Here is a 24,072-nt window from a genome sequence, read left to right on the forward strand (position 1 = left end):
TTCTCCGTTCCCGTGCGCCTGCACGGTCCGGTCTGCTCCGGGACCGTGCCCTCACAGAGGTAGACCGGACGAGGGCAAGGAACTCATCGCTGCTCACGGGCGGCGGCACGGGACCGACTCCGGTGCCGTCAACTCCCAAGCAAATCAAGCCAGTTGTGCCCGCACGCGTGGCCGTGGCCGTCCCGGATTCCCTACGCTCGTGGGCAGCGCGGTGTCGGGGTGCGTTCCCCCGTCGTACCCCGGCACCGCGTGCCGGCAGGGTGGGTACGGGGGGTGTGTACGGGCGCGGGGAGCCGTCGACGCGGGGCGGCCGGACCCCCGTCCCAGCCGCCCCGCACCCACGGGGTTCCTCAGGCGCCGCCGGTGCCGTCCGACGGCGCTTCGCCGTGCAGGCCGCTCGCCTGCGCGATGCCCTCCAGCGTCGCGGACTCCTCGTCGATGCCCGCGAGCAGTCCGTCCAGGGCGTCCGCGAGCTGCCGCGTGCACGACGGGTCCTGCAGGGCCGCGGGCCCGACCATGGTCCAGGTCCGCAGCATCTCGTTGCGCACCAAGGGTGTGAAATGCGCCCGATCCATTTCGCCCGCGGGCAGCCGCGCCGCGTGCCCGCCCTGCCCCGCCACACTGCGCAACACCCGCAGAAGCAGGGCGAATTGCGGCTGCGGCAGGGTCTCGCGGAGCTCCTCGACGTGGCCGATGACCCGCAGCCGGGCCGCGTCGGCGGCCGGACTCACGCCGAGACCCGCGCGACGTACGGCGGAATCCGGTGGTGACCTGTGGCGTCGGAGAGCGACACGTGGTACTCCGTCCCGTCGGGAAGCCGCTGTACGAATGCTGCCTCGAACAGCCGAGACGGGCAGTGAGAGCATGTGTGCCGCTCCGCGCGTACGCCGGAGTGGCCGCCGTCCAGTGCATCCATCTCAGTTGCTGTGGCGTGGGAAAACTATGGTTTCGGCGGTGAAGTAGTCAACTGGCGTTGATCGCGCCGGTGGGGGAGCGGAACAGAACGGGGAGACACAGCAACATGCCAGCGAGCGACCAGAGTTCAGGACCGGACGGCGAACCGACCCTCGCCGTCCGGCTCAACCACCTCTTCGAGGTGATCCGCCCCGCCGGCCGCGACCGCCCGTACAGCAACGACGAACTCGCCGCGCTGCTGCAGGAACAGGGCGGGCCGACGATCTCCGGGACCTATCTGTGGCAGCTGCGCACCGGCCGCCGCGACAACCCGACGAAACGTCACCTGGAGGCCCTCGCGGACTTCTTCGGCGTACCGGTGGCGTACTTCTTCGACGACGACGTCGCCCGCCGTGTCGGCTCCGACCTGGAGACACTGCTGCGGCTGCGTGAGTCCGGGGTGCAGAGCGTGGCGCTGCGGGCCGTCGGTCTTTCGCCGAAGTCGATGGACGCGGTGCTCGCGATGATCGACCGCGTCCGCGAACTGGAGGGCCTGCCGCCCGGGCCGGGGCAGCCGCAGTGACCCCAACTCCCGTACCCATCAGCAGAGTTCGGCCGCGTCGCGGAGGTGGGCCGTGAGATTCCGGGCCCGCAGGGGCGAGCGGGGCCTGCCGGGGCCGGACGCGATCCGGCTCAGCTGCCGTGACTTCGTGCGCGACCTCCAGCTGCCCGCCGTCGCCGGGGTGCGGGACCTCGTGCCGTACGTCGAGGCCCGCACCGGGCGTGCCCTGCGCCTCGAACCCGCCGAGGTCGCCGCGTCCGATTCGGTGCCCTGCGGCATGTGGCTCGCCACCCGCGACACCCACTACGTGTTCTACGACCCCCGTACCAGCCGCTCCCACCAGGACCACATCATCGCCCACGAGTTCGGACACATCCTCAAGGAACACCGCGGCGGTCCCGCCCTGCGCGACAAGGACGCCACCGCGCTGATCACCCACATCGACCCGGCCGTCGTCCGCGCGGTCCTCGGCCGCACCGACTACGCCGAGCACGACGAACGCGAGGCGGAGCTGATCGGCTCCTACCTCCAGGCCCACACCCGGCAAGCCCAGGCCCACGGCCGCCGACCCCCCCGTACGACGGCACGTTCGCGGCGGACGCCGACCCCGCCGCGCAGCCCGCCGCCGAGGCCGACGCCGACCGGGTGGCGCGCACGCTGCTGCGGCACCGGGGGAGTGGCGGGCGGGCGCACGGCCCGGGGCGCGAGGGACGTGAGGGGCGCGAGGGGTGGGCGGCCCGGTGAAGGACCTGCTGCATCCGCTCGGCCTGCTCCTCGCCGGCTCCGGGTTCCTGCTGCTCCTGCGGGACCTGCGCCGCGACCGCCGGGACCGGGCCCTCGTCGCCCTCAGCGTCGCCTACCTGGCGTCCGCGCTGAGCTACGCGATCTCCCTGACCCCGGTGTGGGTGCGCGTCGACGCGTTCTTCGGCGTCACCAACATCGCCGTGCCGCTCGCGCAGTCCTGTGTGATCGGCGTGCTCGTCGCGCAGGCCGTCGTCCTCGTGCACTGGGCGCTGCCCGAGTCCGAGGCCCGCCGCGCCCGCCGCCGCACCCGGCTGCTCGTCGCCGCGGGCGCCGCCGTCGTCGCCGCGCTCGGCGTGCTGTTCACGCTGCTCACCCCGGCCGAGCAACGCCCCGCCGACTTCACCCTGTACTACGTCCACGACCCCTACTACCAGGCGTACTTGACGCTCTACATCACCACGTACACCGTCGCCGAGATCGCCCTCGCCGTCGGCTGCGCCCGGCTCGCCCGCAAGGCGAACTCGCCGTGGATCGCGCGCGGTCTGCGCACCATCAGCGTCGGCGCGGTCATCACCCTCGGCTACTCGGCGATCCGCATCGGCTCGGTCCTCGGCGCGTACTTCGGGTTCGACGTACGGGAACTGGAGCCGTACGCGTGGATCTGCGGGGACATCGGGGCCGCCGTCACCCAGGTCGGCTACTTCCTGCCGACCGTCGCCGCGCGGGCCGCCGAGGGCCGGGTGTGGGTGCGGGACCATCTCGCGTACCGGCGGCTCGGGCCGCTGTGGGCCGAACTGCACCGTGCCGTCCCGTCGATCGGGCTCCTGGAGCCGCCGCGCCAGCTCACCGAAGTGCTGCGGCTGCGCGGCGTCGGCTTCCACGTGTACCGGCGCACCGTCGAGATCCGCGACGCCCAGATCGAGCTGCGCCCCTACCTCGACCCGGCCGTCCGCGAACAGGCCGAACTCCGGCGCGCCGCCGAGGGGTTGACCGACCCGGACCTCGCCGCCGCCGTCACCGCCGACCAGCTGCGCGACGCGCTCGTACGGCAACGCGACGACGCCCGCGTCGACGACCCCGCCGGGTGGGCCGACGCGCGCCTGCCCAGCCGTACCGCCGACGAGGAGACCCGGCTGCTGCTGCGCGTCGCCGCCCGGTTCAGCCCACCGCCCGCCCCGGCGCCCGCCGAGACTCCCGCAGGAGCCCGCAGTTGACCCATCGCTCCACCGGTACCGGCCGTTCCCGCCGGTCCTTCCTGGCCCTGACCACGAGCCTCGCCGCCGTGTCCCTGGCCGAGCCGGCCACCGCGACCGCCACCCCCCACCCCCGGAAGGCCCCCACCCCCGTGCGCACCCCGCTCCACCTCGCCCCCGCCCGCGAACAGCTCGACGCGCTGCGCCGGCGGAAGATCTCCAGCCGTGAACTCCTCGCCCTGCTCCTCGACCACCACAAGCGCGTCAACCCGGACGTGAACGCCGTCGTCGCCACCGATGCCCACCGCGCCTTCGAGGCGGCCCGGTCCGCCGACGACCACCTCGCCCGCACCGGCGAACCCCGCGGCCCGCTGCACGGCCTGCCGATCACCGTCAAGGACGCCTTCGAGACCGCGGGGCTCCGTACGACCTGCGGCAGCGGCGAGCTCGCCGAGCACGTGCCGGAGCGGGATGCCGACGCCGTGGCCCGGCTGCGGGCGGCCGGCGCGATCGTCCTCGGCAAGACCAACACCCCCGCGAACTGCCAGGACATCCAGACGTCCAACGAACTCTTCGGCACCACCCGCAACCCGTACGACCCGGAGCGCACCGCGGGCGGCTCGTCCGGCGGGCCCGCGGCGGCCGTCGCGACCGGCCTCACCGCCCTGGACGTCGGCAGTGACCTCGCCGGTTCGCTGCGGCTGCCCGCGCACTACTGCGGCGTGCACGCCCTGCGCCCCAGCCACGGCATCGTCGCCACCCGCGGCCACATCCCGCGCCCGCCCGGCTGGCTCACCAGCGGCGACATGCTCACCCCCGGCCCGCTCGCCCGCACCGCCGACGACCTCGCCCTGCTCCTCGACGTCCTCGCCGGCCCCGCCCCGGCCGACGCCCCCGCCTGGCGGCTCGACCTGCCCGCACCCCGCAGCCGCACCCTGGACGGCCTGCGCGTCGGGGTGTGGGCGGACGACCCGTACTGCCGCGTCGACACCGAGACCCGCGAACTCCTCGCCCGCATCGAGGAGTTGGCGGCCGCACAGGGCGCCCGTACGGACCCCGGGGCCCGGCCCGTCGACCTCGCCGAGTCGGACCGCCTCTTCCAGACCCTGATGTACGCGACCGGCACCGCCTCCGCGTCCGACGCGGCGTTCCAGGCCGAGGTGGACGCGGCCGCGCAGCTCGCCGACGACGACCACAGCCCCGGCGCGTTCTACCTCCGCTCCCGCACCCAGCGGCACCGCGACTGGCTGCGCGCCGACGAGGAGCGGGAGAAGCTGATCGGCCGCTGGGCCCGGTACTTCGAGGACCACGACGTGCTCGTCACCCCGGCCGCGCCGACCGCGGCCGTCCCCGACCTCACGTCGGTGCCGGTCCCGCAGCGCCGCATCACCGTCGACGGCGAGGAACGCCCGTACTTCGACCAGACCGCGTGGGCCAACCTCACCAGCCATGTGCGGCTGCCCGCGGCGACCGTGCCGGTGGGGCGGACGGCGTCCGGCCTTCCGCTGTCCGTGCAGGTCGTCGGCCCCTACCTGGCCGACCGGACCGTCCTCGCCGTCGCCGAGGAACTGTCCCGCCTGTCGCCGGGGCCGGTCGCGCCCGCGCTGGCCGGCTAGCGGGTGCCGAGGTCGTACGCCGTGCCGCCCGCGACGTAGCGGAGCTTGTCCGGGTTGGCCACGTTGTGGACCGTGGTGATCCGGCCGTCGGCGTCGAAGTCGAAGGTGACGGTGGCGATCACCCGCTCGCCCCGGCCGTTGCTGTCCGGGCCGCTGAAGAGGATGCCCGACTCGCCGTTGATGCCGACGAGTTGAGCCTTCATGTCGCCGGGCGCGACACCCTGGTACGTGACCGTGCCGATCGCCGCGAACCACGACGCCACCGTCTCCGCCCCGACCACCGGGCGCAGCGCCTGCCGGACCTTGCCGCCGCCGTCGGTCCACAGCGTGACGTCCGGGGAGAGGAGTTCCAGCAGGGCGTTGACGTCCCCGCCGGTCGCCGCCGCGAGGAACCGCTCGGTGGCCGCCCGCTGCCGCGACCGGTCGGCGGCGAACCGCGGCCGCCGGGCCCGTACGTGCTCGCGGGCCCGGTGCGCGGCCTGCCGGACCGCGGCCTCGGAACGCTCCACGGCCTCCCCGATCTCGGCGTGGCTGAAGCCGAAGACCTCCTTCAGCACGAACACCGCGCGCTCCAGCGGGCTGAGCGTCTCCAGGACCACCAGCATCGCCATCGACACCGACTCGGCGTCCGCGACCACCTCGGCCGTGTCCGCCACCGCGCCGCCCGCGACGCCCGCCCCGCCCGCGCCCCCGGCTTCGGTGAGGACCGGCTCGGGCAGCCACGGCCCCACGTACGTCTCCCGCTTGTGCCGGGCCGAACGCAGCCGCTCCAGCGCCACGTTGGACACGATCCGCGTCAGGTACGCCTTCGGGTCCGCGACCTGCGAGCGGTCCGCCGCCGACCACTTGAGCCAGGCGTCCTGCACGGCGTCCTCGGCGTCGGCGGCGCTGCCGAGCAGCCGGTACGCCACGGAGAACAGCAGCCCGCGATGCTCGACGAAGACCCCCTCCAACTGCCCCTGCCCGTCGGTCACTTGGTGCCCCCGCGGCGGGTGAACCGTCCCCCGCGCGGCCAGAACGCGCCGGACGAGGGCAGCTTCTTCATACGGCCGTACGTCGGCCAGGGCGAGGCGGTCACGGTCTCCTTGTACCGGACCGCCGCCCGTCCCGTCAGGCAGATCCGGCGCGGACGGTCGTCGGGCCGCGTGAACTGCACCACGGCGTCGCCCCGGCCGAGGCTCACCGGCGTGTGGTAGTAGCCGAACCGGAACGGCTTGGGCTCCTTGCCCCGGAGCTCCCGGTCGACGGACAGCGCGGCGTGCACCCCGGTCGGCATGCCGCTCTGGCAGGTGCCGTGCATGATCCCGTACGCCTGCCGGACCGCGGCCGCGTCGCCGACCGCGTACACGTCGGGGTGCGAGACCGAGCGGAGCGCCGCGTCGGTGACGATGCGGCCCTGCTCGTCGACGGTGAGGCCCGCGGCGGCCGCCAGCGGTGACACCCGGGTGCCGCCCGTCCACAGCACCGCGTCGGCGGCCACGCTCTCCCCGCCCGCGAGCTCGACCGCGCCGGGCAGCACCTTCGCCACCTCGACGCCGCTGCGGACGTGGACGCCGAGCCGGTCCAGCGCGGCCCGCACATGCGCCCGCGCCCGGGAGTCGAGGCGCGCGCCGGGCTCCTGCCGGCCAAGGAGGACGACGTTCAGGCGCGGGTGCCGCTCGGCGATCTCCGCGGCCGACTCGACGCCGGTCAGGCCGCTGCCCGCGACGACGACGGTGCCCCGGACGAGGCGGTCGAGTCGTTCCGCGAACAGCGCGGCGTCCTGCGCGCCGCCCAGCGTGTACGCGTGGTCCGCCGCCCCCGGCACCGCGTCCGTCCCGGCGACCCCGCCCAGGGCGTACACCAGCGTGTCGTACGGCAGGACCAGCTCGTCGTCGACCCGCACGGTCCGCGTCTGAGCGTCGACGGCCGTCACCCAGCCCCGTACGAACTCCGCGCCCGTGCTCGCGAGCAGCTCGGGCACGCTGAGCTCGGCGAGCCGCTGCCCGGTGGCCGCCATGTGCAGCCGCATCCGCTCCGTGAACCGCTCCTGCGCGTTCACGACGGTCACCCGCACCCGGCCCGGCCCGCGCCTTTGCCCGCGCGCCGCGAGCTGCACGGCGGCGGCCAGGCCCGCGTACCCGGCGCCCAGCACGACGACCCGGTGCCCGCTGCCCGCTGCGTCCTTCACGCTTGCGTCCCTCATCGTTCGGTGTCCCATCGTTCCGTCCCTTCGCTCGCCTGCCGACACCCAGCAGATGGGTGCGGGCGGCCGGAACGTGACACGGCGGCCGGTGTGAGCCGGGCCACAGGCGAGGGGCCGGCGGGGGAGTGGCCGAAGGGCCCGAGGGACCCTTCCGTCCCTCGCCTTTCAGTCCCTGGGCAAAACTGCAGGTCACGGCGGTTCAACTGCCGTCCGGGCAGGGCCTGTAGGGACCGAAGTGACTCAACTTCCCAGTTATGAGCGGCACTACGTGTTGTTCATGTACGCGCGTACGCGTACGCACACATGTGAAGACATGTATCCATGCACAGCTCATAACTGGAGGTTCAGAGTCCCTTCAGTCCCTAAAGCGGCCCCCGCACCGCTCTGACCTGCGTAAACCCGGCAGGGTCCCAAGCAGGGCCCGAACGGTTCGGCCCCTGTTTTTCCGTCCCTCGCGACCTGCTTCCGGTGCGCCCCCGGTGCGGCAGTGACCCAAGGGACTCAACTCCAGTTACCTGCGTGCGAGGGCCCGTCCCGCACCGACCAGCCGCGGCGCGCACGGAAGTCGGTCCCTTCAGCACTCGCAAAACAGGACAGAACGCTACGTACGAGAAGACTCGCCACCCCCACCACCCGCAAGGACGCCCATGACCAGCGCGCCCGGATTCGACGCAGCCGCCGTCGCGCGGCAGATGCTCGCCCTCGCGCACCAGGCTGCCCAGGACCGAGCCAGGGCCGTCCCCGGACCGGCGCAGCCCGTGATCCCCGACCCGGCACAGGCCCGCGCCGCCCCCGCCCCGGACCAGGCCGCCCTGCCGCCCACCCTCAGCGACCGCGGCAACGCCAAACTCTTCGCCCACCTCTACGGCGACCGCTTCCGGCACGTCGAGGGCCTCGGCTGGCACGAGTGGAACGGCCACCGCTGGAAGCGCAGCGGCGGCGACAAGGCCGCCCTGTGGGCCGCGGGCGAGATGGCCGAGGAGATGCCCGAGCAGGACCCCGACGGCCGGTACAGCGAGCGCGAACTCCGCGTCCACCGCCGCCGTACGCTCTCCACCAACGGCATGAAGGCCCTCCTCACCCAGGCCAAGGCCGCCCCCGCGCTGGCCCTCGACCCGGACGCGCTGGACGGCGACCCGTACGCCCTGTGCACCCCCACCGGCGTCGTCGACCTGCGCACCGGCGCCCTGCGCAAGCCCGACCCGACCCGGGACTTCCACTCCAAGGCCACCACCGTCGCCCCCGAGGACACCCCGACCCCGCGCTGGCACCGCTTCCTCGCGGACACCTTCGGCGAGGACGACGAGGGCCGCGAGATGATCGACTTCCTGCATCTGATGCTCGGGTACTCGATCACCGGCGACGTCGGCGCGCAGGTCCTGCCGTTCCTCCACGGCGAGGGCAAGAACGGCAAGTCCGTGCTGCTCGACACGATGATCCAGCTGCTCGGGGACTACGCGGACGCCGCGCCGCCCGGCTTCCTCATGGACCGCGGCTCGTTCTCCGAGCACTCCACGGAACTCACCGAACTGCACGGCCGCCGCATCCTCATCTGCAGCGAGCTCAAACCCAACGACCGCTTCGACGAGGCCCGCGTCAAACTCCTCACCGGCGGCGACAAGATCAAGGCCCGCCGGATGCGGCAGGACTACTTCTCGTTCACGCCCACCCACCACCTGTGGCTCCTCGGCAACCACCGCCCCGAGGTCTCCACCGGCGGCTACGCCTTCTGGCGCCGTATCCGCCTGATCCCCTTCGAGCGGGTCGTCCCCGACGCCCGCAAGATCGACAACCTGGCCTTCGAGCTCGTACGGGACGAGGGCCCCGGCATCCTGCAGTGGCTCATCACGGGCGCGGGCCGCTATCTGCGCTCCCGCGACGCCCTCGACGGGCCGCAGCGCGTCCGCCTCGCCACCCGCGCGTACGCGGCGACCGAGGACCACATCGGCCGCTTCCTCACCGAGTGCTGCCGCCGCGACCCGGACGGCGAGAGCGAACTCCGCGCAGAACAGGGCGCGTTGTACACGTCGTACGTCTCCTGGTGCGCGGCCGGCGAGGGCATCAGGCCCGCCACCGCCCGCGCCTTCGCGACCCGCGTACGCCAGGAGACCGGCCTCGCCTCACCCGCCGAGATGCTGAAGTCCAACGGCCGGAAGTACTACCCCCGTATCGGGTTGCTCCCCGACGAGACAGAAAGGCCGCTTCGATGAGCTCGCTGCTGACGGAGGAAGAGCTCTGTCACGAGAACAACGTGGTCTGGCTGGAGGACCCGGACCGCCTGGACTACGTGCGCCAGTCCCGCGACAAGACCACCCGCCGCCGCGGCAAGCCCGCCTACGCCCGCGAGGGCCGCATCGTCGGCTACGCGGAACTCACCACCGACGCCGAACAGGCCGACTCCGGCTACTACCAGCGCCGCGTCTTCTACCTCCTGCCCCACGACCGCGACTACGCCCCCGAAGGCGTCTACCGCGAAGGCGCCCCCGGCGAAGCGGTCGACCCGCGGACGATCAGCCCCGGCAAGGTCGGCGAGAAGACCCAACGCTCCCAGTACGGACGGCAGGTACGGGGGGACGAGTCACCGGCCCGGTGAGAGCCCGACGGCGTCACAGCCGTCCGCTGACGACCCCGCGCCAGGTCCAACCTGCGGCCAGGACGGTTTCCTGGAGGGGGGTCTTCAGGTCGGCGCTGTCGAAGCGGAACGTCCCGTCGGAGCCGTCGTCCGCATGGCCGTCCGCGCCGCCGAGCGTCCGGCGTGTGGAGACCGTCCGCACCTGCCCGCGCCGGGCCTCGGCGGAGAGGGCGAGGCTGGGCGTCTCCCCGGCCCAGGTGACGTCGTACTGCTCGTCGAGGGCCCGCACCGCGTGCTTCTCGGGGACCAGCCGCATACGGACCCGGAAGACGCTGCTGACCTGCGTGCGGACGAAGAAGGTCCGCCAGGCCGGGTCGAGGATGCGCCACTCGGCCACCAGATCGGCGCCCTCGGCGCGGCCGTCCCGCACGACGTACGGGACGTCGGGGCCGCCGAGGCCGAGCAGGCCCGCGTGCACCTCGGCCGCGGGCCGCGGGGCCGTGCCGTTCGTGGGGCGTCTGGTTCCGGTCAGCTTGTCGAGGAGTCCCATGGGCTCAACGTACGAGAGCCGAGGAACGGGCCCGACGGGCGGGTGCCGGCGCCCGGCACCGTGAGGTTCCGGGCCCGGTACTCCGCGACCAACTGGTCGTACAGCGGGGTGCCGCTCGGGCCGCGGGGCGGGGGGACCGGGAGTGGGGGAGGGGGTGCGGGCGGCAGGGGCTGGGGGAGGGCCCGCTCGATGTGGCCCAGCCGGAGCCAACGCCCCGCGGCGCCCCGGCGACCGGGATCCGAGGAAGAAGCCCCACGGCCGGAGTCAGGGGAAGCCCCACGGCCGCCGGAGTCCGAGGAGGGGCCTCGGCGGCCGTGGTCCGAAGTGCCGCCCACGGGGCTGGAGTTCATGTCGGCCGCCCGCCGCCCGTCAGGAGAGCTGCGTGCCCGCGTTGGGCGTGGCCTGCAAGGCCGGCGGGAGCACCGCCAGCTCCGGCACGTTCACCCGCGGCAGCCCCAGCGGGCCCGCTCCCGGCTCGGCCAGCGGCGCGTCCACGCCCAGGCCGGGGGAGAGCGCCTGCACCGGCGACTCCACGGCCTCCACGCCCAGCCCGGCGACGCGCTCCCGGCTCAGCGGGTCGGTGAGCGGCAGGTCGAGCACGGTCTCCGGCAGGTCGCTGTGCACCGGCAGCTGCGGCAGCACGTTGTGCCCGATCAGCTTGCCCTCCTCGCGCTCCCCGATCTGCGGCGCACCGGGCTTGAGCAGCGGCACACCGCTCTTCAGCTCCGGCGCGTCGATGGGCAGCGCGGTCTCGAGCCCCTCCAACGGGACGGGCACGGGCACCGCGTCGGACGCCGCGGCAGGCGTCACGGCGGCGGCCGAGGCCATGCACGTCATCAGTACGGCGATCCCCGCACGGCTGGTCAACTTCACGGTGTCCACCTTCGAGCTTCGAGAGAGCAACGGTCACGTCCACCGGAACAACGAGCCGCCCCGGCGAACCCCACGGTTTGTCCCCTGGGCGCAGCAACGACCCCACCCACGGGCGACCCCGGTCAGCGCAGCTTGCCGACGGGCAGCAGACAGTGCGCCGCCGACCGCAGCACCGCTTCGTCCCCCACGTACGCGCGGAACGCCTCCACCGACACCGGCTGCCCCGGCGCCGCCTGCGGCCACGCCCGCGTGCTCAGTACGAAATGCACGGCGGCGCCCTGCTCCACGGCGTCCAGCCACTCCGGCGGCGCGACGCACTGCGCGTTCAGGCCCTGCATGGTGAGCACCGCCTGGCCGGCCTCCACGAGCAGCTGCACGGGGAAGCCGGGGCGCGACCCGTCCGCCATGCTCCCGTCGAGCGGCAGCGACAGGCTGCGCGCGAGCGCGGCGACGGCCGCCTCGTTCTCGGCGGCGCCGTTCGCCCCGTCGCCGAGGGTGTACGCGAGCAGATAGGGCGTCGCGTGGCCCTCTTCGGGAGCGCCGATCCAGGCCAGGATGGACAGGGTGCCGAGGCTGAACTGGTTGCCGCTGGGGGCGGTTTGGGTATCGACCATGGTTCGGCACCCTAACGGCGTGATACCGGTACGAGCCCCGCGTTTCACCCGTTCAGGGGAGAGCACGCCGAGGCCCGCGCACCGGCGCACACCCGGCGCGCCACCAACCCCCGTACGCACACCGCCAATTGGGAATCCACTCGGAATCCATTGGGAATCCGAGCGGGAGGAATGCGCCGGGAATGGGCCGCCCGCAGGTCGTGAAAGCTCGACGGGAAGAGTGAATCCTGCGACCGCGACGCCACCGACGGGCCGACGGAAGCGTTTCCGGCACCTGTCCGCGTGATACGCACAACGGCACCGGAAATCCCACTCCCTGAAAGAGAGTTGGTCGTCATGTACGCACGGACCGCCACGGGTATCGCCGCTCTGGCCGTACTCCTCGGAGCCGGCTCCGCCACTTCCGCCCCCGGTTACGAGATCGACGTGAACTCCCGCGCCGTCATCGCGGCCGACCATACGGTCACGACGTCCGGAACGTATCGCTGCACCGGTGGCTCCGAGGCCGCGCCGGTGTACGTCAGCGCCTCCGTGAAGCAGGGCGGGGTGTCGATCTCCGGGAATTCGCAGAAGGCGGTGTGCGACGGGCAGGTGCACAGCTGGGAGCTGAAGGCCCAGGGATTCCGTGACATCCGCCTCGAGGCGGGCGCGGCCACCGTGGAGGGCCACCTCGTGCAGATCAAGCCCACCTCGGGCCTGATCCCCATCGAGACGACGTTCCTCGCCAGCTCCCAGCAGCAGGTCGAGCTGCTGCCGCAGGACTGACCCGCCGGGCTCGCGGCGGATTCCTCAACTGCAGCTGCCGCCCGCCGCGGTCATGGAGAGAAAGACCGTGCTGCAGCCTGGTGTGTCGCCGGCGGGTGTCTGTGTCCGCGCCTGCGCGGAGGCGCAGACACCCGCAAAGACCGAGGCGAACAACACGACGGCCAGCACACTGAACAACAGGCGCATCGAGACTCCTCGTGAAGGAACGCGACCGGATCGTCCGGGGCATCCCTTCGAGCATCCGCCCGCTTTCCGCAACCTTCAACCCGGTGCACATTCTCGGGTACACAGAGTGACACCCGGGGGAGTTCCGCAAGCATTCTCCGGGGCGCGGACACGGTGCGTGACGGAATGCGTTTCGGGGCCCGTGGAATCCGTACCGGGTACGGGATTCCTCCATTCGGAGGCCCATCGGAATGTCGCACGAAATTCACCATCGACTACGTGATTATGCGTGGCAGTGGGCGCGGCCGTTCCCCGGAACCGGCCGCGCATTGCCCCGACAGAAAGGCACGTAATGAAGATCGTGAAGCTTGGCGCAATGGCCGTGGCCAGCACGGCGCTGCTCCTGGGCGGTGCGGGCGTCGCCGCCGCCTCGGACCCGGGTCCGGGTTCGGGCGCTTCCGCCTCGGGTGTCTCCTCGAACTCGCCCGGCGTCCTCTCGGGCAACACCGTTCAGGTTCCGATCCACGTCCCGGTCAACGTGTGCGGCAACACCATCAACGTGATCGGCCTGCTGAACCCTGCGGCCGGAAACGTCTGCATCAACAAGTAGGCAGCACCGTCGCGCACGGAGCTCCCGGCGCCGTGCCGCCCCCTCGTACCCCTGGTGCGACGGGCGCGGCGCGGCGCCTTTTCGTGCGTTGACCATGTCCGGCGTTCGAGTGAACGAAGAGAACCAAAACCCGGCGCGGAGAGTTGTGCAGGCTGCTGAACCACCGGGCATTGACCCAGAAAAGGGACTCAAGTGATCAAGAAGATTCTGGCGACCGCCGCTGTCACGGCGTCCGTTCTCGGCGCGGGTGCCGCGATGGCTCCGCAGGCGCTGGCGGACAACGACCCGACGTCGCTGAGCGGCAACGGTGCCTCGCAGACCTACGGCAACTCCGCCACCCACGGCGACATGAGCCCCCAGATCGGGCTCATCCAGGGCTCGCTGAACAAGCCCTGCATCGGCCTGCCCGTCAAGGGCAACGTCGGCTCCATCCTCGGTGCCGTCAACGTCGCGGTCCAGGACGTCCCGATCCTGTCCAGCGCGCAGAACCAGCAGTGCACCGAGAACTCGACGCAGACCAAGGGCGACGACGGCCTTGCGAACGTCGCGCACAACGTTCTGTCGTTCACCAAGTGAGCTGACTGAGCAGGGAGTGCATCCTGCCGCTGTCCGGGCGTCGTTCTTCGGCGCCCGGACAGTCGTGTGTCCGGGCGCCTTTCGCCGTGGCCCGTCGATGGTTGTGCAGCATTCGGGTGAGATGCGGGACGTGATCCACGATTTCGCGGTGCCTCTCCCCGCCGTGATCGTTGTTCCTGCTGCAGTGAGGATCGTCTGCGGCCGTACGCGACCGTCGCGATACGCAACGCAGCACTGTGGGAAGGGAACAATGAACAAGAAGGTTCTGACCGTCGTCGCCGGTGCCATGCTCGCCGTCGGAGGTGCCGCCCCGGCCATGGCCGACGCCGGTGCCAACGGTGCCGCCACCAACTCTCCCGGTGTCCTGTCGGGCAACCTGGTCCAGGTTCCCGTCCACGTGCCGATCAACGTGTGCGGCAACACCGTCAACGGCATCGCCGGCCTGAACCCGACCTTCGGCAACGTCTGCGTCAACGACTGACGTTCGCGCCGCCGAAGCGGAACGGCCGACGGCCCCCGGGTGCTTGCACCCGGGGGCCGTTTCACGTGCGCGCGGCCTCTGCTCAACGGACTTGTGCGGAAACCGAGTTGGGGGCCCCTGAGGGGCCCCCAACGTAGCTGCGGTCCCTGTGTGCTGTGCCGCGCAAGAAGGGGCACGGTGGGCTCGACGGCGTGAGGAACGCCGGCGGCTGGGAGCCCGCACCGCTCGAGAGAGACCGCTGCGCTCAGTACACACCATGGGCGGGCGGAGGTGGAGGGGCCTTCACCCGTTTGCCGAGTCGAAAGTCCTTTCCGCACGTCCCCGGTAGTGGAATTCCCCCGGGGCTCGGGGTTTCCCGCTGCGGCAGGGCTCGTTGAACAGCGTGACGGTGGCGCCTGGTGTCGACGGGACACCTGCCTGACGCGAAGGCTCGCGTCACTGCGAGAGCGCACCCGGAGAAAGGACACGCAGTGAAGTACTCGAAGGCTGCCGCAGCTGTCGCCGGTTCCGTGATGGCGCTCGGGACGGCCGCGCCGGCGCTCGCCGCCGACCACGTCGGGAAGATCCCCCCGATGAGCCTCAACGGCGCCGTCGAGGACACGCTCTCCTCGGGTCTGGATCTGCAGCACCTGCAGGCGCAGCAGGGCATCAGCAACCAGGACGGCGGCCCCCTGAAGACCGTCACGGACGCGGCCGGCGGCCTGACCAAGGGCAACGGCGCGCCGCAGCAGCTCCTCGGCAAGGCGGCCCCGCTCATCGGCGGCCTCCCCGCGGGCATCGGCTGATCGCCCAACTCCCTTACGGGGCAGGCGAAGAGGGGTGCGGGCAGCGGGCCCGCACCCCTCTTCGCTGCGTACCGTCACCCGCGTACGGCCACTTGCGTATCGACAAAAAGCAGGGCGGCGATGCACCGTTCGGTGATCGCCGCCCTGCCGTCGTGCCGCGGAACGTCAGTCGTTGACGCAGGTGTTGCCGAAGGCCGGGTTCAGCAGACCGATGACGTTCACGGTGTTGCCGCAGGCGTTGATCGGCACGTGGACCGGAACCTGGACCAGGTTGCCGGAGAGGACGCCGGGGGAGTTGGCGGCGGCACCGTTGGCACCGGCGTCGGCGAACGCGCTTCCGGCGGAGGCGCCGGCGGCGAGCCCGGCCGTGGCCAGGACCAGGGCGGCCTTCTTGGCAGTCTTCATGAGGGTGCACCTTCTCTTTGACTTACGGGCCCCGAGTTCGGGCCCACGTAGATCGAAACGTGTCGGTTGGCCAGGACGACACGGCCCGGCGCGGTGTTGACCACGTTTGGAGCAACGGCGGGCGTTCTTCGGGCACTTGGGCGAATGCTCGGGTACGGGAAACCCTTCGCGGGAGTGATCGGTAGGGCCATCGGAGTGAAGAAGGAGAACCAACCGCGGCGAACGCGAGTTGGTCAGTGCGCTCCGATCGCGGGCATTCATGCGACACAAGGACAGAACATGCTCAAGAAGGTCATGGCCACCGCGGCCGTCACCATGTCAGTTGCGGGCCTGGGTGCGGCGATGGCTCCGCAGGCGTTCGCCGACAACGACCCGACGTCGCTGAGCGGCAACGGCGCCTCGCAGGTCTACGGCAACTCCGCCACCCACGGCGACATGAGCCCGCAGCTCGGCCTGGTCCAGGGCTCGCTGAACAAGCCCTGCATCGGTCTGCCCGCGAAGGCCAACGTCGGCTCCCTCGTGGGTCTCGTCAACGTGGCTGTCCAGGACATCCCGGTCCTGTCCAGCTCGCAGAACCAGCAGTGCACCGAGAACTCGACGCAGACCAAGGGCGACGACGGCCTTGCGAACGTCCTGCACAACGTTCTCTCGGCCAACGCGGGCTGACGTCACGTCAACTCGTAGTGCTGCAAGGGAAGTCCCGGCGTTTCGGCGCCGGGGCTTCCTGCTGTTCGGGGAGCTGCCTCTTCGGGTGACGCGCGGGGCCGCTCGTGTCCTGCCCGTGCCCCACCTCGTTGTGCAGCACATGATCCAAGCAAAGCGCATCCTCGCCGCCGTCGCCCTCGCCGCCGGAGCCTCCGCGCTCGCGGCGCCCACGGCCTCCGCCGCCATCTCGGTGTCCGGCGAGCTCGACAACCTCGCCAAGTCCGGGATCAGCCCGGAGTTCCGCGACGACGTCCCGTCGGTCTCCCGTCAGCTCGACCAGGTCAACCAGCTCGGCGAAGTGCAGCAGAAGCTGGCGCCGCTCACCGACCAGGCCGCTCCGGTCGTCGGTCTGCTCGGCGCCGTCGGCTGACCCGGCTCGCGTATCGGCACGACGCGGCGCGGCCCCCTCGATCCGTCGAGGGGGCCGCGCCGCGTTCTGCGTGCCGGCGCCGGGCCGGACGTCACCGCAAAGGATGAACTTGCCTGTCACGCACGGTAGTTGTGGGGGGTCAGCTGATCCAGAAGTCCCACCAGCGGGTCAGGATCAGCATGCCGATGACGCCGATGTGCAGGACCGGCGGCACCCACGTGAACTCGTCGAAGAACGTGCGCAGGGCGGGCGGGGCCGGGAGGAGTTCGTGGCGGACGTTGTGGCCGGTGACGTACCAGAACATGAGGATGGTCGCCGCCCAGGCGAGGGAGCACCACAGGCACAGGGCGTTGATGTTGTACAGCGACTGGTACATCAGCCAGGTGCAGAAGGCGACGCCGAAGGCCGTGCCGGCGTTGAGGGTCAGCCAGTACCAGCGCGGGAAGCGGGCGCCGGCGAGGAGGCTCATGCCGACGCAGATCACCATGCCGTACGCGACCAGGCCGAGCATCGGGTTGGGGAAGCCGAAGACCGCGGCCTGCTCGCTCTTCATGATGGAGCCGCAGGACACCACCGGGTTGAGGCTGCAGCCCGGCTGGTAGTTCGGGTCCTCCAGGAGCTTGAACTTGTCGAGCGTGATGACCCACGCGGCGAGCACGCCCGCCGCGCCCGTGACCACCAGAAGCAGCGCCAGCACCCGGCTGCCGCCGACGAGTCGGGGCGGCGCCGGTGTGCGCCGGTGAGGGTGGGGGATCGCGGCCTCGGCCGCCTTGGTCGTCAGTGTCATGGGCCGCACCGTCCTACGTAATTTCGGGCTTGCGCTTCGCATTTTGCATGGTTCGCGGGGGAGCGGGGGGAGTGCGGTGGGGTCGTACGGATGTGTGGGGTGTTGGGGGAGAGGGGCGGGGTTGGGGGTGTGGTAGGCGCGGGCGGGTGGACGTGGTCAAGTGGCCGCGGGCGTCGCGGGGTTGCCGAGGCCCTCTGTCGCCGGGGCGTCGCAGTTCCTACGCTGCGGAGCGCGCGGCGGCGCAGACCACTGCCGTCGCGCTTCCGGCATGGCTGAGCGGCCTGAGAGGGGCTTGCAGTGACGCGTGTTGAGGAGTTCACGGTCCGGGGGAGCGCGGGAGGGGCGCACGGACTGCTGCCGTCGGATCCGGAGGCGGTCGTACGGCGGCGTTGGCTGGTGCTCGGGGTCAGTGCTCTCGTCGGGTTTCTGCTGACGGTGGTGTGGTCCGCGGAGTTCGTCGACCAGACCATCGGGGCGACCATCGCCGACGGCATTCTCGGGCACAGCGCCGAGGACACCCCGATCACCGGGGTCGTCGCGGGTGTCGCCTTCGCCTTCACCTCCGGGCTCGCCGGGACGTTCACGGCCTGCAACATCGCCGCGTTCGGCGCGGTCGCCCCGCTGCTCGGCACGGTGGGCAGCCGCTGGGGCCGTCTCGTGCAGGCGCTGAAGCCGCTGGGGTGGATGTCGCTCGGCATGGTCGTGGTGTCCGCGGCGTACGGGGCCGTCGTCGGGGCGGTCGGTACGGCGATGCCGCAGTTCTCGCAGGCCGACCCGGTGCCGGGGGAGTTGTCGGGTCGGTCCGTGCAGTCGATGGTCGTGTTCGGCGTCATCGGGCTGGCGATGCTGTACCTGGGGCTGGCCGCGCTCGGCTTCGTGAAGGACCCGTTCGCGCGGGTCTCCCGGCGCTTTCCGCAGGCGCGGACCGTGTTCATGGGCGCCCTCATCGGCGGGTTCCTGATCGGGCGGCCGTATCCGCTGTTCCGGCACCTGTTCCGGGACGCGGCGGAGAGCGGCAACGTCCTCTACGGCGCGGCCGCGTTCGTGCTGCAGTCGATCGGCAACATCGTGATCATGGCGGTGCTGTTCCTGGCGATCGCCGCGTTCGCGGGCGGCCGGCTGCAGGCGTGGCTGATGAGCAGGCCCGGACGGCTCGCCGTGCTGACCGCCGTCACGCTGATCGTGGCCGGGGTCTTCACGTTCCTGTACTGGGACGTACGGCTGCTGGCCCGGCGGGAGATCATCCCCTGGTACCCGATCGCGCCCTGGGCGCAGTGACCGCGCTCTGGGCGCAGTGAGCGAAGGCCGACGCCCCCGTGCACGCCGCAGCGCGCGCACGGGGGCGTCGGCTCGTGTTCAGGCGTCCACCTGAGGTGGTCGGGGCTCTGCCTGCGGGGCGATGCCGGTGAGGACCAACTGCCAGATGGCGGCGAGGAGTTCGGCGGAGTCGGTGGGCGTGCCGGGACGGGTGTGCCGGTGGTGCCGCAGCAGGGTCTCCGTACCGGCGACCAGACGGCACACCAGGCCCGAGACCGTCTCCGGGGCGGCCGAGGGGCGCAGCCGGCCGCTCTCCCCGGCCCGGCGCAGCAGTGCGTCGACGTGCGGGAGCCACAGCCGCGACCACGGCTCCACGCCGGGCAGTTCGCGCTCCAGGCGGATCGCGGCGCGCACCGTGTCGTCGGCCTCCAGGAGCCGGACCAGGGCCAGGGTCAGGCCGATCACCTGGTCCAGCGGGTCGCGGTCCCGGTCGCTGTCCGTGTCGCCGCCGATGTCGTCCAGTTCCGCCAGGGCGGCCCGCGTCGTCGCGTCGCCCGCCTCCACCACGGCCCGGGCCAGCTCGGCCTTGGAGGAGAAGTGGAAGTTCAGCGCCCCCGCGGAGATCCCCCCGGTCTCCTTGACGATCTGGGCGAGGGACGTGCCCGTATAGCCCTGGAGGTCGAACAGGGACGCTGCCTTCTGCACGAGGGCGCCACGCGTTCGGGCAGCCCTCTCCTGTTTCACCATGGTGTCTCCGAAGCGGCTGCTTCAAGGTCGTACGGGAGGGGTGGGTGCGCTGGGTCGGCGCGCGGACGGCGGGCGTCCGGCGGCGGACGGAGCGGCGGGCTCAGCTTGGGCGGGTCAAGAGCGGCGGGACAAGCGGGAGTTGTTCAAGTCGCCCAAACGAGAACGTGACGTCGCCCACGACAGGCCCGTGGAACTGGCCGAACCTTCCAAAGTCGCCGTGTCCGGTGCGTGCCGTGGCCGCGAGGGCCGTCTTGAGGACCGCTAGAGAACAGGGTCAGCGCGCGGCGGCCGCGCGCGAGTGCGCCGTATGTTCGGCGCGTGTTCGCCAGTCACCGACCGGCACAGGGAGGTAAGGCACCATGGCAACTCGCGACTTGACCCGTTCACAGGTGTCGGTCTCGATGTTCATCGAGCGCGTCTTCGGACACCTGCCCCGCACAGACCAGCGCTACTGGGCCCAGGCCTATCTCAGCGGCCTGCTCAGCACGGAGGGGAAGAAGTCGGTGCGGCGCCTCGCCGCCGCGGTGTCCGACTCCCCGACCGCCTCGCAGTCCATGCACCAGTTCGTGAACGCCAGCCCCTGGGACTGGGCTCCCGCCCGCGCCGAGCTGATGCGCTGGACGGAGGAGCGGCTCGCCCCGAAGGCCTGGACCCTCGACGTCGCCGTGATGCGCAAGCGCGGCGAACACTCCTGCGGCGTGCACCGCCGTTTCGTGCCCTCCACCGGGCGGTCCGTCAACTGCCAGCTCGGGGTGGGGGCGTTCCTGACCACGGAGACCGAGGCGGTGCCGGTGGACTGGGGGCTGCTGCTGCCCGGCTCCTGGCTGAACGACGAGCAGCGCAGGGCGCGGGCGCGCATCCCCGCCGACATCACCACCCGGGCCGTCGACCACCACGCGCTGGACCTCGTCGACTCCCTGTCGGCCGGCTCGTCCCTGGGCGACCTGCCCGTCGTCGCCGACCTCACCGCGTACGCGGGGGCCGGCGCCCTGGTCCGTGGGCTGAGCCGGAACGGGCGCGGGTTCGTGCTCGCGGTGCCCGGACGGATGCCGGTGGTGGCCGGCGGGCCGGTGACGTCGCGGGCGTCGATGAACACGGACCTGCAGGCGCCGGTGGAGGCGCAGCGGTTCTTCGAGCTGAAGCACAACAGCCAGATCCGCCTCGACACCGCCACCGCGCGGGACGGCCGTGCCGGGCAGGCCTCCGTGGTGACCGGGCTCGTACGGCTGCCGGAGGCGCGGGTCAACCGGCAGGCGCCGCACCGGACTTACCGGCTGTTCGCGGTGCGGCACAGTGCCGGGCGGCGCTCCACGCAGCTGTGGCTGACCAACATGGTGCACCGGCGCACCGACGACCTGTTCGCCCTGACCCAGCTGCGGCGCCGGGCCCGGGCCGCGGTGCAGTCGCTGGAGCACGACTACGGGCTGCTCGACTTCGAGGGCCGCTCCTACCCGGGCTGGCACCACCACATGACGCTGGTGTCGGCGGCGTACGCGTACAGCCGGGTCGAACTCGCGCAGACCGAGCCGTTGCGGGTGCCGCAGGCGGTCTGACGGCTCCGGCCCGGCCGGAGCCCCCCGTGACGACCCCGCCTCCCTGTCCTCGTCCCCCGTGGCAGGAGGCGGGGTCTCGGCCTGTGTTCAGGCCGGTGCGCCGTTCCCCGGTTGAACACGGGTGCGGTTGTGGGCAGTTGGCCGCTCGCGGCGCGCCCGCCGGGGCCGGGGCGGGGGCGTCAGGTGCCGGCGGGCCACCCAGGCGAACAGCCCGTAGCCGGTGACCAGCAGCAGGGCCGTGAAGATCCACTCGTGGGAGCCCTCGGGCCGGTACACGCGGCCCGGGTTCCCGACGTCCACGGCCCGGATCTCCTGGCCCTCCTTCAGCGAGCCGCGCCCGCTGCCGTACAGCGTGGTCGCGTCCCGCAGCACCGTTCCGTCGGCGGACGTGAACGTGCCGGTCCACTCGCACTGTTCATGCCCGGGATGCCGTACGCAGGTGAGGCGGCCGGCCGTGAACGTGCCGGCCACCCCCTCCGCGGTAGCCGCGCGCGCCACGTTGCCGAGGTTCGGCAGGGAGACGTACAGCAGGAGGGCGGCGAGGCCGAGGACCAGGCTCGACACGAACCCCGACGGCCTGCGGGCACGGTTCTGCGCCGTACTCATGCCGGGGCCGCCGCGCTCACGCCTGCAGCGCGCAGGAGCAGCGCACCGACGGGTCGTCGTCCTTGGTGATGCGCTGGTGGATCACCATCGCCACGATCATCGGGAGGGTGACCAGGGCGTTGTAGAAGAGGTGCAACTCCACGCGCGGGGCGACGAGTTGGATGATGGACGTGGGGACGGCCTTGCCCGCCAGGTACGCGCCGGTCAGCGCCTGGACGAGGAGCAGCAGATGCTCGAAGTGGTGCCACACCTGCACGCCGAGCGTGATGTTCCACCAGGTGCGGGACCGGCCCGTGAAGCCCGGCCGGAGCAGGATGAAGCCGACCAGCATGACCAGGGCGTAGCCGTAGTGCATCCACTCGGACGTCACCAGCCATGGGAAGGGCACGCCGAGGACGCCGCGGGCCTCCGGGACGGGCCAGCCCAGGACGTATATCTGGATCGCCTGGGTGAGGTGCTCCGCCCAGTGGGCGAGCACGATGACCAGGAAGATCCTCAGACCGACCTTGTGCAGCCGGGTGTTGAGCGCGTCGAGCGCGCCGGGGCGCTGCCGGGACGGGGGCGCCTGTGTGGCGGTCGCGGTCATGTTCGAAGAACCTCCCTGGCTCGGAATCCGGGGAGATGATCTCAGCATTTTTCGGCGTCCGTGGTCTTCTTCGAAAATGCTCGACGGGATTCCGGGGCCTTTTTCGTGACGTGCTTCGGCATGTTTACGGACCAACTTGCCGAAGTCGCCACCTGTGCGGTCAAGTGGGTTCTTTCACGCAACTCGATCACGCTACCGTTGCGGAATGCTGCCGAACACATATGAAGGGCAGGACTGCAATCTTGCCCGCTCACTCGAACTCATCGGGGAGCGCTGGACGCTGCTGATCGTCCGTAACGCGCTGCTCGGTGTGAAACGCTTCGACGGATTCCTCGGGAACCTGGGCATAGCCCGGAACGTCCTGACCAACCGCCTCGGCCGCCTGGTCGAGCTGGGCATCATGGCGAAGGTCCCGTACCAGGACAAGCCGGTGCGGTACGAGTACCGGCTGACGCCGATGGGCCGCGACCTGACCCGCGCCGTCATCGCCCTGATGCAGTGGGGCGACCGGAACCTGCCCTCCGACGAGGGCCCGCCGCGCCGTGCCGAGCACATCGGCTGCCAGGGGCACGTCCATGTGCACCTCGGCTGCGACAAGTGCGAACGCCCTGTCCACGACGAGGAGGTGGAGGTCCGCCGGATCCGCTGAACGGCAGCCGGGGCAGGCCGCCCGGCACCGCTGCGCACGGCGCGGGCTGCGCATCTGGGAAGATGCCCGCCGCTCGCGCCCCGCCGGACGATGAGCCCTCCGCAACCACTCGGGTGGTACTCAAGGAGGCGATCGTGGCGACGGCAATGGGATCGTTGCGCAGACTGCTCATGGCTCCGTCCCTGCAGGACGTGAGCTTCGCCGGACGGGGGTTCCCCGTCGTCGAGACCGCCGCGACCCGGCAGCTGGAGTCGATCCCGCAGTCCGTGGTGTGCGGCTTCGAATGGGGCATCGACGCGTCCGGGCTGTGGGAGCTGGAGCGCCGGCTCTCGCTCGTCGACCCCGAGACGCAGGGCTTCGCCTACGAGGGCGCCACCATGGCCTGCACGATCCGGGACGTGATGGGCCCCCGCAAGGGCACCCGCACCGAGGAGCTCCTGGCCGGGCACGGCAAGCGGCACATCTTCCTCAACTACATCGGCATCGGCTTCGCCATGGCCCGGCTGCCCCGCCCGCTGTGGAAGAAGGTCATGCCGGACCTGCCGGGCGAGGCCCACTACCCGCAGATGAGCTGGCTCGCCGTCGACGGCTACGGCTTCGACCGCGCGTACTTCGACACCGACCGCTGGATCGGCCGGCAGCACCGGGACCGCCCGTACGCCTGGGAGGGCGACGCGGACTACTTCCCGCGCGCCGTCGACCAGGGCATCGGCCGCGCCCTCTGGTTCGTGCACGGCGCCCGCGTCGACCAGGTCGCCGCCGCCGTACGCCGGTTCGCGTCGGAGCGGCAGGCCGACCTGTGGGCCGGAGCGGGGCTCGCGGCGACCTTCGCCGGCTGCTCCACCGCCGCCGACCTCGACGCGCTGCGGCAGGCCTCCGGCGAACACCGCGACCACCTCGCGCAGGGCGCCGTCTTCGCGGCCAAGGCCCGCCACCACTCGGGCGCGATCCCCGAGCACACCCGCACGGCCACGCACGCCCTTGCCGGGTTCACCGTCGAGTCAGCGGCCCGCATCGCCGACGACACCTACGTCCCCTCCGGCTCCTCCGGCCCCTCCGGGCAGGGCCCCGCGTACGAGCAGTGGCGCCTGGGAGTCCGGGCCCGGCTGCTCGTGGACGTCACGGCCTGAAAAGCCGCTGAGCACTTCTGAAGTAGACGCCGACGCACACACTTTGGCACCTTCCAAAGTGGTATTCGAATGCGGCGTACAGGAATTGCAGG

The 24,072-nt window shown here is 71.8% G+C and carries 28 protein-coding genes; 16 read left to right on the top strand and 12 right to left on the bottom strand.

The genetic code is table 11. The features are described from left to right. Positions 1 to 350: 350 nt before the first annotated feature. Complete coding sequence (locus tag ACIDOF_RS32435) at positions 351 to 731, bottom strand: hypothetical protein (RefSeq protein ID WP_409009765.1); 381 nt, start codon at positions 729 to 731, stop codon at positions 351 to 353. Between the two features lie 290 nt (positions 732 to 1,021). Here ACIDOF_RS32435 and ACIDOF_RS32440 point away from each other — a divergent pair, with 290 nt between their 5' ends. From ACIDOF_RS32440 to ACIDOF_RS32450, 3 genes are all read left to right on the top strand, one after another. Continuing rightward, complete coding sequence (locus tag ACIDOF_RS32440) at positions 1,022 to 1,477, top strand: helix-turn-helix domain-containing protein (protein WP_409009766.1); 456 nt, start codon at positions 1,022 to 1,024, stop codon at positions 1,475 to 1,477. 707 nt (positions 1,478 to 2,184) lie between these two features. Continuing rightward, positions 2,185 to 3,414: an MAB_1171c family putative transporter gene (locus tag ACIDOF_RS32445; protein WP_409009767.1), complete on the top strand. Its 1,230-nt coding sequence runs from the start codon at positions 2,185 to 2,187 to the stop codon at positions 3,412 to 3,414. After that, positions 3,411 to 5,009, top strand: a complete 1,599-nt coding sequence (locus tag ACIDOF_RS32450; protein WP_409009768.1) for an amidase — start codon at positions 3,411 to 3,413, stop codon at positions 5,007 to 5,009. The genes ACIDOF_RS32445 and ACIDOF_RS32450 overlap by 4 nt, the downstream gene beginning before the upstream one ends. On the opposite strand, the gene ACIDOF_RS32455 is transcribed toward ACIDOF_RS32450, so the two are convergent. Beyond that, positions 5,006 to 5,983, bottom strand: coding sequence for an RNA polymerase sigma-70 factor (locus tag ACIDOF_RS32455; protein ID WP_409009769.1), 978 nt, complete (start codon positions 5,981 to 5,983; stop codon positions 5,006 to 5,008). The two genes, ACIDOF_RS32450 and ACIDOF_RS32455, sit on opposite strands and share 4 nt — an antisense overlap. After that, positions 5,980 to 7,179 carry an NAD(P)/FAD-dependent oxidoreductase gene (locus ACIDOF_RS32460; protein ID WP_409009770.1) on the bottom strand — a complete coding sequence of 400 codons (1,200 nt, stop codon included), beginning with the start codon at positions 7,177 to 7,179 and terminating at the stop codon, positions 5,980 to 5,982. Before ACIDOF_RS32460 ends, ACIDOF_RS32455 begins: the two co-directional genes overlap by 4 nt. Before the next feature lie 662 nt (positions 7,180 to 7,841). On the opposite strand from ACIDOF_RS32460, the gene ACIDOF_RS32465 reads away from it, so the two are divergent. Then, positions 7,842 to 9,404, top strand: coding sequence for a phage/plasmid primase, P4 family (locus ACIDOF_RS32465; RefSeq protein WP_409009771.1), 1,563 nt, complete (start codon positions 7,842 to 7,844; stop codon positions 9,402 to 9,404). Continuing rightward, on the top strand, positions 9,401 to 9,787 hold the full coding sequence (locus ACIDOF_RS32470) for a DUF6009 family protein (protein ID WP_409009772.1): 387 nt from the start codon (positions 9,401 to 9,403) through the stop codon (positions 9,785 to 9,787). Before ACIDOF_RS32465 ends, ACIDOF_RS32470 begins: the two co-directional genes overlap by 4 nt. Positions 9,788 to 9,800: 13 nt before the next feature. Here ACIDOF_RS32470 and ACIDOF_RS32475 read toward each other — a convergent pair whose 3' ends face one another. The 3 genes from ACIDOF_RS32475 to ACIDOF_RS32485 all read right to left on the bottom strand — a co-directional run bounded on the left by ACIDOF_RS32475 (position 9,801) and on the right by ACIDOF_RS32485 (position 11,803). Continuing rightward, on the bottom strand, positions 9,801 to 10,316 hold the full coding sequence (locus ACIDOF_RS32475) for a hypothetical protein (RefSeq protein WP_409009773.1): 516 nt from the start codon (positions 10,314 to 10,316) through the stop codon (positions 9,801 to 9,803). A 369-nt stretch (positions 10,317 to 10,685) separates the two neighbouring features. After that, on the bottom strand, positions 10,686 to 11,189 hold the full coding sequence (locus ACIDOF_RS32480) for a hypothetical protein (protein ID WP_409009774.1): 504 nt from the start codon (positions 11,187 to 11,189) through the stop codon (positions 10,686 to 10,688). 122 nt (positions 11,190 to 11,311) lie between these two features. After that, positions 11,312 to 11,803 carry a DUF5949 family protein gene (locus tag ACIDOF_RS32485; RefSeq protein ID WP_409009775.1) on the bottom strand — a complete coding sequence of 164 codons (492 nt, stop codon included), beginning with the start codon at positions 11,801 to 11,803 and terminating at the stop codon, positions 11,312 to 11,314. A gap of 336 nt (positions 11,804 to 12,139) precedes the next feature. Here ACIDOF_RS32485 and ACIDOF_RS32490 point away from each other — a divergent pair, with 336 nt between their 5' ends. Continuing rightward, a complete protein-coding gene (locus ACIDOF_RS32490; RefSeq protein WP_409009776.1) occupies positions 12,140 to 12,568 on the top strand; it encodes a DUF6299 family protein in 429 nt (142 codons plus the stop codon). A 24-nt stretch (positions 12,569 to 12,592) separates the two neighbouring features. Here the strand turns inward: ACIDOF_RS32490 and ACIDOF_RS32495 are convergent, their stop codons facing one another. Then, positions 12,593 to 12,754 carry a hypothetical protein gene (locus tag ACIDOF_RS32495; RefSeq protein ID WP_409009777.1) on the bottom strand — a complete coding sequence of 54 codons (162 nt, stop codon included), beginning with the start codon at positions 12,752 to 12,754 and terminating at the stop codon, positions 12,593 to 12,595. Positions 12,755 to 13,085: 331 nt separating this feature from the next. Here ACIDOF_RS32495 and ACIDOF_RS32500 point away from each other — a divergent pair, with 331 nt between their 5' ends. The 4 genes from ACIDOF_RS32500 (at position 13,086) to ACIDOF_RS32515 (ending at position 15,185) form a co-directional block, all read left to right on the top strand. Beyond that, complete coding sequence (locus ACIDOF_RS32500; RefSeq protein WP_409009778.1) at positions 13,086 to 13,343, top strand: chaplin; 258 nt, start codon at positions 13,086 to 13,088, stop codon at positions 13,341 to 13,343. 192 nt (positions 13,344 to 13,535) lie between these two features. After that, positions 13,536 to 13,919: a rodlin gene (locus tag ACIDOF_RS32505; RefSeq protein WP_409009779.1), complete on the top strand. Its 384-nt coding sequence runs from the start codon at positions 13,536 to 13,538 to the stop codon at positions 13,917 to 13,919. 250 nt (positions 13,920 to 14,169) lie between these two features. Further along, the gene (locus ACIDOF_RS32510; RefSeq protein WP_409009780.1) at positions 14,170 to 14,400 is read left to right on the top strand and encodes a chaplin; all 231 of its coding nucleotides are present in this window, start codon (positions 14,170 to 14,172) and stop codon (positions 14,398 to 14,400) included. 470 nt (positions 14,401 to 14,870) lie between these two features. Further along, entirely contained in the window at positions 14,871 to 15,185 is a 315-nt protein-coding gene (locus ACIDOF_RS32515) for a hypothetical protein (RefSeq protein ID WP_409009781.1), read from the top strand. A 165-nt stretch (positions 15,186 to 15,350) separates the two neighbouring features. Here ACIDOF_RS32515 and ACIDOF_RS32520 read toward each other — a convergent pair whose 3' ends face one another. Next, positions 15,351 to 15,590 (bottom strand): chaplin, encoded by a 240-nt coding sequence (locus ACIDOF_RS32520; protein WP_409009782.1) that lies wholly within the window; start codon positions 15,588 to 15,590, stop codon positions 15,351 to 15,353. Positions 15,591 to 15,869: 279 nt separating this feature from the next. On the opposite strand from ACIDOF_RS32520, the gene ACIDOF_RS32525 reads away from it, so the two are divergent. Both ACIDOF_RS32525 and ACIDOF_RS32530 read left to right on the top strand, forming a co-directional pair. Continuing rightward, the gene (locus tag ACIDOF_RS32525) at positions 15,870 to 16,256 is read left to right on the top strand and encodes a rodlin (protein ID WP_409009783.1); all 387 of its coding nucleotides are present in this window, start codon (positions 15,870 to 15,872) and stop codon (positions 16,254 to 16,256) included. Between the two features lie 139 nt (positions 16,257 to 16,395). After that, positions 16,396 to 16,665 carry a hypothetical protein gene (locus tag ACIDOF_RS32530; protein ID WP_409009784.1) on the top strand — a complete coding sequence of 90 codons (270 nt, stop codon included), beginning with the start codon at positions 16,396 to 16,398 and terminating at the stop codon, positions 16,663 to 16,665. 139 nt (positions 16,666 to 16,804) lie between these two features. Here the strand turns inward: ACIDOF_RS32530 and ACIDOF_RS32535 are convergent, their stop codons facing one another. Further along, positions 16,805 to 17,452: a vitamin K epoxide reductase family protein gene (locus tag ACIDOF_RS32535; RefSeq protein WP_409009785.1), complete on the bottom strand. Its 648-nt coding sequence runs from the start codon at positions 17,450 to 17,452 to the stop codon at positions 16,805 to 16,807. A 297-nt stretch (positions 17,453 to 17,749) separates the two neighbouring features. Here ACIDOF_RS32535 and ACIDOF_RS32540 point away from each other — a divergent pair, with 297 nt between their 5' ends. Beyond that, complete coding sequence (locus ACIDOF_RS32540; protein ID WP_409009786.1) at positions 17,750 to 18,730, top strand: hypothetical protein; 981 nt, start codon at positions 17,750 to 17,752, stop codon at positions 18,728 to 18,730. Between the two features lie 78 nt (positions 18,731 to 18,808). Here ACIDOF_RS32540 and ACIDOF_RS32545 read toward each other — a convergent pair whose 3' ends face one another. Next, positions 18,809 to 19,414: a TetR family transcriptional regulator gene (locus tag ACIDOF_RS32545; protein WP_409009787.1), complete on the bottom strand. Its 606-nt coding sequence runs from the start codon at positions 19,412 to 19,414 to the stop codon at positions 18,809 to 18,811. A gap of 401 nt (positions 19,415 to 19,815) precedes the next feature. Here ACIDOF_RS32545 and ACIDOF_RS32550 point away from each other — a divergent pair, with 401 nt between their 5' ends. Continuing rightward, positions 19,816 to 21,009: an IS701 family transposase gene (locus tag ACIDOF_RS32550; RefSeq protein ID WP_409009788.1), complete on the top strand. Its 1,194-nt coding sequence runs from the start codon at positions 19,816 to 19,818 to the stop codon at positions 21,007 to 21,009. Between the two features lie 87 nt (positions 21,010 to 21,096). Here ACIDOF_RS32550 and ACIDOF_RS32555 read toward each other — a convergent pair whose 3' ends face one another. After that, the gene (locus ACIDOF_RS32555; protein WP_409009789.1) at positions 21,097 to 21,615 is read right to left on the bottom strand and encodes a hypothetical protein; all 519 of its coding nucleotides are present in this window, start codon (positions 21,613 to 21,615) and stop codon (positions 21,097 to 21,099) included. 16 nt (positions 21,616 to 21,631) lie between these two features. Beyond that, a complete protein-coding gene (locus ACIDOF_RS32560) occupies positions 21,632 to 22,201 on the bottom strand; it encodes a hypothetical protein (RefSeq protein WP_409009790.1) in 570 nt (189 codons plus the stop codon). Positions 22,202 to 22,406: 205 nt separating this feature from the next. Between ACIDOF_RS32560 and ACIDOF_RS32565 the strand changes: the two genes are divergently transcribed. Further along, entirely contained in the window at positions 22,407 to 22,850 is a 444-nt protein-coding gene (locus ACIDOF_RS32565) for a winged helix-turn-helix transcriptional regulator (RefSeq protein WP_409009791.1), read from the top strand. 134 nt (positions 22,851 to 22,984) lie between these two features. Then, positions 22,985 to 23,980, top strand: a complete 996-nt coding sequence (locus ACIDOF_RS32570; protein ID WP_409009792.1) for a DUF1702 family protein — start codon at positions 22,985 to 22,987, stop codon at positions 23,978 to 23,980. Positions 23,981 to 24,072: the final 92 nt, after the last annotated feature.

Source organism: Streptomyces sp. Da 82-17, from assembly GCF_046098215.1.
Classification (GTDB): domain Bacteria; phylum Actinomycetota; class Actinomycetes; order Streptomycetales; family Streptomycetaceae; genus Streptomyces.